This window comes from Scytonema hankhaensis NUACC26, from assembly GCF_045865695.1.
In the GTDB taxonomy this organism is placed as follows: domain Bacteria; phylum Cyanobacteriota; class Cyanobacteriia; order Cyanobacteriales; family Nostocaceae; genus Scytonema.
This window is the reverse complement of the sequence record NZ_BAACAP010000178.1, coordinates 45883-53029: the sequence shown is the minus strand read 5'-3', so window position 1 is coordinate 53029 and position 7147 is coordinate 45883. Positions and strand designations below refer to the sequence as shown.

The window sequence follows — 7147 nt, the reverse complement described above, 5'->3', positions numbered from 1 at the left end:
ATAAAGTCGTAACCCCAAACGTTCTCTAAAATTTGTTCGCGGGTTAAGACTTCACGAGGATGTTCCATCAAATACTTAAGAAGTTCAAATTCTTTCATCGTCAAGTCTATTGCTTTACCATTAAGCACGACACGACGAGTCGCTATATCTAACACTAAATCCCCAAACCGTAATTGTTCGGTTGTATCGACATCTGGTTTTAAGTACAGGCGAACTAAGTTCAAAAAATCTTCCGATCTGTAAGGCTTGAGAAAATAGTCATCAGCACCTGCTTCCAGACACGCTACGCGATCGTCAACTGTATCCCGCGCCATTAATACTAATACGGGCGATCGCGCTCCTGTGCTTCTAAAATTTTTACACAATGACAACCCTGACTCTCCTGCTAACATTCGGTCGATCACAATCAAAGCGGGCTGACGTTCTCGACTGTGTTGTATACCACTTACCCCATCATGAGCCACAAGCGGCTCATAACCTGCTTCTTTTAAATCAAAAGCTAGCTGATTGGCGAGGCTTTCGTCGCTTTCAATGACTAAAACACAAGGATTATGAGCAACTGTCATATAAATTCTACACTTTAGATTCTTAGATTCAAGTAGAAATGCGATTGTGTCTTCAAAATAAAAAATCCTGATTTAATACGCTGTCTACTCAGTTGTAACACGTACAAGTATCAGCTGATAAATCAAGATAATCAGTAAATCTAACAACTAATTTTAAATTTCATCCATAGGCAGTGACCAGTCCCCAATCACCAATCCCCATTATGGTAATTCTACAGATGCTGGTTTTGCTATGTGTGGTAAACCCCAACCTAATTTTTCTCGTAATATTCTGAAAAATTCTGGAGGTTGCAAGCGGATAAATTTTGCGGTGTATTGCGATCGCTCCAAATACACTCTATCCTCTGGAAGGACATAGCATCCACCATTACCATCTACCACCATAACCAAACGAGGAGTATTGACTGGGTAGATATTAACGGGTTCGCTATCTGGAAAAACCAACGCCCTAGAAGCTAGAGAATGGGGACAAATGGGTACGAGTTGCAATACTGGTACACCAGGAGTGACGACTGGACCACCAGCACTTAAAGAATATGCTGTAGAACCAGTTGGCGTAGAGATAATTGCGCCATCCGCCGCAATATCAACTGGTGCGTGATTACCTATAGCTATTTCAAAATGACACATAGAGGTCAATGGTTCTCTATGTAGCACCATTTCATTTAAACAAAGAGCTTCCCAGATAGTAGCATCAGAGCGAAACACTTTGACAGTGAGCATGACTCTTTCTTCTACTTCATATTGACCCGTCAAAAGTTGCTCTACCGCTTGGGGTAGCTGGTTGAGGTAAGCTTCTGTCAAGAATCCCATGTGACCCGTGTTCACTGCTAGGAGTGGAATACCACTAGGAGCCACGAGACGGGACGCTGCTAAAACTGTACCATCACCGCCTAACACCACTGCAAATCTCATTTCTGAGTCAAAACCAGGAGGTGTTAGACCTTCAATTGGGGTGTGACATACGGGGCTTTCCGGAGTTGAATAGCCCAATATCCCACCGGCACCACTTGTGATGCAAACATCCCAGCCTGCAGTGGTGAACTTTTCCTTGAGTTCGATAGCGATTCGACCCGCTATCGGTTTAACGTCATTGTATATAATGCCTGCTTTGGGCACGCTCAAACATCCAATTCTTGGCGACTCGCTTTCTTTAGATTATCGTTACACATTTTGGACTATTTTTGTCCTTATGCAATTTTGTTTTTAGTCGTGGGTCAATGGTGTAACCAGGATTGACCCTCGTACTACTGACTGTTAACTTTTTTAAACGGTGTTTTCTTGGATTTTTGTTTTTTAGTGTTGGTTTGTTCGTAATCTAATTCTTTAAGCTTCTTCATTATACGGCTGAAGTACTCTTGTAAGTAAGTTTCTACAGTCGTTGTTTCGTTGGGATCTAATCCAAAGGTCGTATAAACATCATCCATAGGAGCATTTAGAGGCTTACCGCTTGCCAAAACCTCAGTAAAAGCTAGTCTATCTGCCACATTCCATCCCCATTGGAAGAACCTTAGTACGCGGCGCATAGTTCGGAGTAAGTTAACTGGCATTCTCGTTATCCTAGCTTCTTTGCCAGATAAACGTTCGCAAAGACTGATAATTTCCTCTGCACTCCAAGCACGAGTTCCAACGACAGGAAAAGCTTTTTTCTCCGTTTCTGGCACTTGTAAAGCTCGAATAGCAAATTTAGCAATATCCTGAGTGTCCATGTAGGCGATAGGTGAAGATTCACCCGTTACCCAAACAGGCTGTCTTTCTAGAACAGGAATTCCATATTGACCGATTAAGCCCTGCATGAACCCAGCCAAACGCAATATAGTGTAGTTCAAACCCGACTCTACCAAAAACAGTTCCGTACAGCGCTTGATTTCCATCAACGGCACATCTGGGTATTTATCAGCATCCAAGATGGAGAAAAAGATAAACCGCTCTACACCAGCAGCACGAGCAGCTTGAATCAGGGCAACTTTACCGTCCCAATCCACCTGTTTGATACTGAGGGAATCTGTAGGACGAGCTGTTGATGCATCAATTACTGCGGTTACACCCTCAAGTGCGGGTTTTAGAGTTTCGGGATAAGATAAGGAACCAGGTGCTAATTCCGCTCCCCACTCTTTCAAAAAAGCAGCTTTCTTGGCACTTCGCACAAGGCAACGCACTTTGTAACCCTCGTCAAGCGCACGACGAGCAACTTGCCTTCCCAAGGTGCCAGTGGCACCAACTATTAATAATGTCATGAGAGTTTGTAACAAAAATTATTATATAATATTATCAGAATAACCTAAATCAACAAAAATTTACAAAAAAAGGTACTAAGGATAGAAAGTCAGTACTTTGAACAACGAAGCTGCGTTTCATCCTTAATACTTTATAATTTCGAGGCGGTTACTCTTCTTCTGCTCCTTGAACTTTTAACAAAAATGTACCCAAAGCCCAGCCTACAAAGATTAAACCAAAAGACAGTAGAGCTGCATTTAACATTTCGCCGCTCATAACCTCAAATCTCCTTTGTAAAGTGTTTCATTAGGTTAAGTCTACCAGATGCTTGAAAGCACTCCTACTGTATTAGACTTATGTTAAGAATTATAAAGGGGGATTGGGGATTGGGCAATGGTCAGTGACCAGTGACCAGTGACCAGTGACCAGTGACCAGTGACCAGTGACAAATGACCAATGACCATATCATGCATAAACTACGTTTGGCACTAACATTAGGAGATCCTGCTGGAATTGGACCGGAAGTTATTTTAAAAGCTTTAGCAGATCCAGCAGTTAACAAAAACTGTGATGTTACGGTAGTAGGCGATCGAGATTTATTATTAAAAACTTATACAACTATCTCTGAAACCTCACATTCAAAACCATTGGTAAATCCAGAAAAACTTTCCATTCTTGATGTACCAGCAGCTTTGCCTTTTCAAGATAATATCGTTATCAGTCAGGGTAATGCCGTAAGTGGGGCAGCAAGTTTTGCTTATATGGAAGCAGCAATTAGTCATACACTTGCAGGTCAGTTTGATGCGATCGTGACAGGACCAATAGCAAAATCAGCATGGAAAGCAGCAGGATATAACTACCCAGGTCAAACTGAGCTTTTAGCAGAAAAGTCTGGTGCAAAGCGTGTGGGTATGTTGTTTGTAGCAAAATCGCCTCATACAAACTGGTTACTTCGTACATTACTGGCAACAACACATATCCCTTTGAGTCAAGTTCCGCAAGCCCTAACACCACAACTGATGACAGAAAAACTAGATTTGTTGGTAGAGTGTTTGGAAAAAGACTTTGGGTTAAAAAAAGCGAGAATTGCGATCGCAGGTTTAAACCCTCATAGTGGAGAACAGGGACAACTAGGACGAGAAGAACAAGAATGGTTAGTCTCTTGGATAGAGCAAGAACGTAAAAACCGCCCAAACTTGCAAATAGACGGTTTAATTCCACCAGATACAATGTGGGTCAAACCCGGACAAGCTTGGTACGGAAATGGCACAATCCAAAATCCTGCTGATGCTTACCTTGCCTTATACCACGACCAAGGTTTAATTCCAGTAAAACTTATGGCATTCGATCGCGCTGTCAATACATCCATAGGTTTACCTTTCATTCGGACATCCCCAGATCACGGTACAGCATTTGATATTGCAGGTAAAGGTATAGCTGATGCGACAAGTATGAAAGCAGCAATAGAACTTGCAGCGTTCTTAGCAAGCCAACGACTGCAAAAATAGGGAGTAGGGGGTAGGGGGTAGATTTAATTAATGCCCAATCCCCCATTAATGATACGATTATCCATGGAATCTTCTAGCCATTAAATTTACCCCCCTTAGTCCCCCCTTGGAAAGGGGGGAAATTGAGTTTCTTTCCGGTTCCCTCCCCTTTCTAAGGGGAGGGTTAGGGTGGGGTAAACCTAACTATAAAACGAAACTCCTATTTTATTAAAGCTTCAAACCTCGAATCGAATAATCCAACAACTCAATTGGGTGCGCGATCGCAATATCCTTACCTTGAGATTGCAATGCCTTGCGAATTTGCAAAGTACAACCGGGATTTGCAGAAGCAATCAACTCTGCACCAGTGTTTAGCAAATTCTGTGCTTTTTGTCTACCTAATTCCTCAGCCACCTCTGGCTGCAACATATTGTAAACACCTGCACTCCCACAACAGATAGCAGCATCAAGCGTCTCGCGTAACTTCACTCCAGGAATTTGCCGCAACAACTGACGCGGTTGGACGCTAATTTTTTGACCGTGTAACAAATGACAAGCATCTTGATAAACCAGAGTTAAAGGTTTGTCTGTGAGGGGAGACAACTTTGCACTCAGACCAACACTTGCCAAAAACTCCTGAACATCTCTCACCTTAGCCGCAAACTCCTTAGCTTTCTCCCGATACTCCAGGTCATCCTCCAAAATATGACCGTACTCCTTCAAAGTATGACCGCATCCGGCAGCATTAATAATAATGAAATCCACGCCAGTATCAGCAAAACTATCAATCATTTGTCTAGCTAAGGCTTTCGCCTGTTCTGTTTGTCCTTGATGTTCGGGAAGCGCCGCACAACATCCCTGACTTTTGGGAATAACCACTTCACAACCATTAGCTGTTAAAACCCTCACAGTTGCTTCATTCACCGGAGAGAAAAACAGTCTTTGCACGCAACCCAAAATCATCCCTATCCGGTAGCGTTTTTCACCTCGTGCAGGAATCACACTCGGCAAATGACTTTGAAACGATTTTAGAGTAATTTCCGGCAAAATTGACTCCATTGCTGCCAAACGAGGAGATAGCCATTTCAAAAAACCAATACTTCGTACCAGTTTTTGCAACCCCACCTTTTGATAAACAAACAATGGAATCAGCAAAATCCTCATAATATTAGGATAAGGAAACAAAGAAAAAATCAGCTTCCGAAAAAGTCGCTCGGGTAAACTACGAGGATAATTCCGTTCGACTTGGTGACGAGTAGCAGAAATCAACTTGTCATACTGCACCCCTGAAGGACAAGTCGTCACGCAAGCAAGACATCCCAAACAACTATCAAAATGCTGAGTTGTTGCTGCATTCAAAGGAATTTCACCCTGATTAATCCCATCCATCAAATAGATACGCCCTCGTGGAGAATCCATTTCCTTCCCAAGAACTCTATAACTAGGACAAGTCGAAAGACAAAACCCACAGTGAACACAAGTATCAATCAATTTCGGTTCTGGAGGATGGTTTCCATCAAACCCAACATTTTTATCCAAAAAACTTTCTGAAACTTCCATATTAAATTCCTACGCTCTTTCCCTCTCTTTCTTCGCGCCTAAATCCCACCCACAAAACGACCGGGACTAAAAATATACTCAGAATCAAACTGTTCTTTTATCTGACGCATCAACTGCAAAGCATTCCCACCATAACCCCACACATCCAAACTTTCTTTTACCTTCGCTGACGCTACCAAAACAGTTAAAAACCCGCTATTCTTTTGACACAAATTCCGTATCTCCAAAACCTTATCAATCTTTTCCCCATCAAACCGCAACACCCCCAAACCACTTGCAACATGAATCCAACCTAGTTCTGAGCGAGTTAATACCTCAACAGCAGAAGTCGGTAATACTCCTATTTTGCAAGTCATTGCGGTCGAATGAGAAAAATTATGAATTTGTTCTTGCAATCTCGACCATAAATCGGTCTCATCCGCCCCCGAAAAAAGCATCCCCTGCAAACCGAGTTGCTTACCTACTTCCAAAAGTTGATTGGACTGTTCTTTTACGCTCTCAGCAATACTTTGGAACCGAACCATCAAGCCCAATCCTTGACCAAGCCCCAACTCAGATACCAATTGAAGCGACAGTAAATCGGACTGAGTTGGCGTGAGTGCAGAACCACGCAAAATATCAGCAGCTTGAGATACTGCATCCGCATTTCCAACCAGCACGACTGTACCGGATACATCTAAAAAAGGATATAAACGAAATGTGACTCGAGCGATCGCACCTAGAGTCCCAAACGAGCCAGCAAACAACTTCATCAAGTCGTACCCGGCAACATTTTTGACTACTCGTCCTCCAGCCTTGGCTATCTTACCATCAGACCGAACAAAAGTTATACCCAATATTTGGTCGCGCACGCTGCCATAGCGCTGTCGTAAGGAACCTGTATCAGCAGTAGCAACAATACCGCCAATAGTTGCTGATGTTGGTGAAGTCGGGTCAATCGCTAGAAATTGTTTGGAGTTTGCCAAAATTTTTTGCAGGTGAGAAAATTTCATGCCTGCTTCCACTGTAACAGTCAAATCGCCAACAGCGTGTTCGAGCAGTTGGTTCATTCGTTCTGTACTGACGACGACATCTATACCCTTAGCTAATCCACCCCAGTTGAGTTTACTCCCACTCCCGCAAAGTAAAACGCGCTGCTTCTTACTATGTGCTTCTGCAATAACTGCTGCTAGTTCTTCAGTAGTGCCGGGAGAAATGATACAACCAGGAGGGCTTGAAGATGCGATCGCCTCTAATATAACTTTTTGCCTCTCGACTGGTATACTTTCCCAAGGTTTGTTCATTGTTAGTAGTTAGTGGTTAATTGTTAGTTGTTAA

General features: G+C 42.8%; 7 protein-coding genes. 1 reads left to right on the top strand and 6 read right to left on the bottom strand.

Annotated features, from left to right (window positions below; all coding sequences use genetic code 11):
- The 4 genes from nblR to petM all read right to left on the bottom strand — a co-directional run.
- A partial coding sequence (nblR, locus tag ACKTT2_RS16640; RefSeq protein ID WP_407888815.1) for a response regulator transcription factor NblR occupies nucleotides 1-566 on the bottom strand: 566 nt, incomplete at its 3' end.
- A 201-nt stretch (nucleotides 567-767) separates the two neighbouring features.
- The gene (locus tag ACKTT2_RS16635) at nucleotides 768-1685 is read right to left on the bottom strand and encodes an NAD(+) kinase (RefSeq protein ID WP_407888813.1); all 918 of its coding nucleotides are present in this window, start codon (nucleotides 1683-1685) and stop codon (nucleotides 768-770) included.
- Nucleotides 1686-1813: 128 nt separating this feature from the next.
- Entirely contained in the window at nucleotides 1814-2803 is a 990-nt protein-coding gene (locus ACKTT2_RS16630; protein ID WP_407888811.1) for an SDR family oxidoreductase, read from the bottom strand.
- Between the two features lie 148 nt (nucleotides 2804-2951).
- Nucleotides 2952-3059 carry a cytochrome b6-f complex subunit PetM gene (petM, locus tag ACKTT2_RS16625; RefSeq protein WP_407888809.1) on the bottom strand — a complete coding sequence of 36 codons (108 nt, stop codon included), beginning with the start codon at nucleotides 3057-3059 and terminating at the stop codon, nucleotides 2952-2954.
- Nucleotides 3060-3232: 173 nt separating this feature from the next.
- Between petM and pdxA the strand changes: the two genes are divergently transcribed.
- Nucleotides 3233-4291, top strand: a complete 1059-nt coding sequence (pdxA, locus tag ACKTT2_RS16620) for a 4-hydroxythreonine-4-phosphate dehydrogenase PdxA (protein WP_407888807.1) — start codon at nucleotides 3233-3235, stop codon at nucleotides 4289-4291.
- A gap of 207 nt (nucleotides 4292-4498) precedes the next feature.
- On the opposite strand, the gene ACKTT2_RS16615 is transcribed toward pdxA, so the two are convergent.
- Nucleotides 4499-5830 carry a (Fe-S)-binding protein gene (locus ACKTT2_RS16615; protein ID WP_407888805.1) on the bottom strand — a complete coding sequence of 444 codons (1332 nt, stop codon included), beginning with the start codon at nucleotides 5828-5830 and terminating at the stop codon, nucleotides 4499-4501.
- A 38-nt stretch (nucleotides 5831-5868) separates the two neighbouring features.
- The gene (locus tag ACKTT2_RS16610) at nucleotides 5869-7113 is read right to left on the bottom strand and encodes an FAD-binding oxidoreductase (RefSeq protein ID WP_407888803.1); all 1245 of its coding nucleotides are present in this window, start codon (nucleotides 7111-7113) and stop codon (nucleotides 5869-5871) included.
- Nucleotides 7114-7147 lie beyond the last annotated feature (34 nt).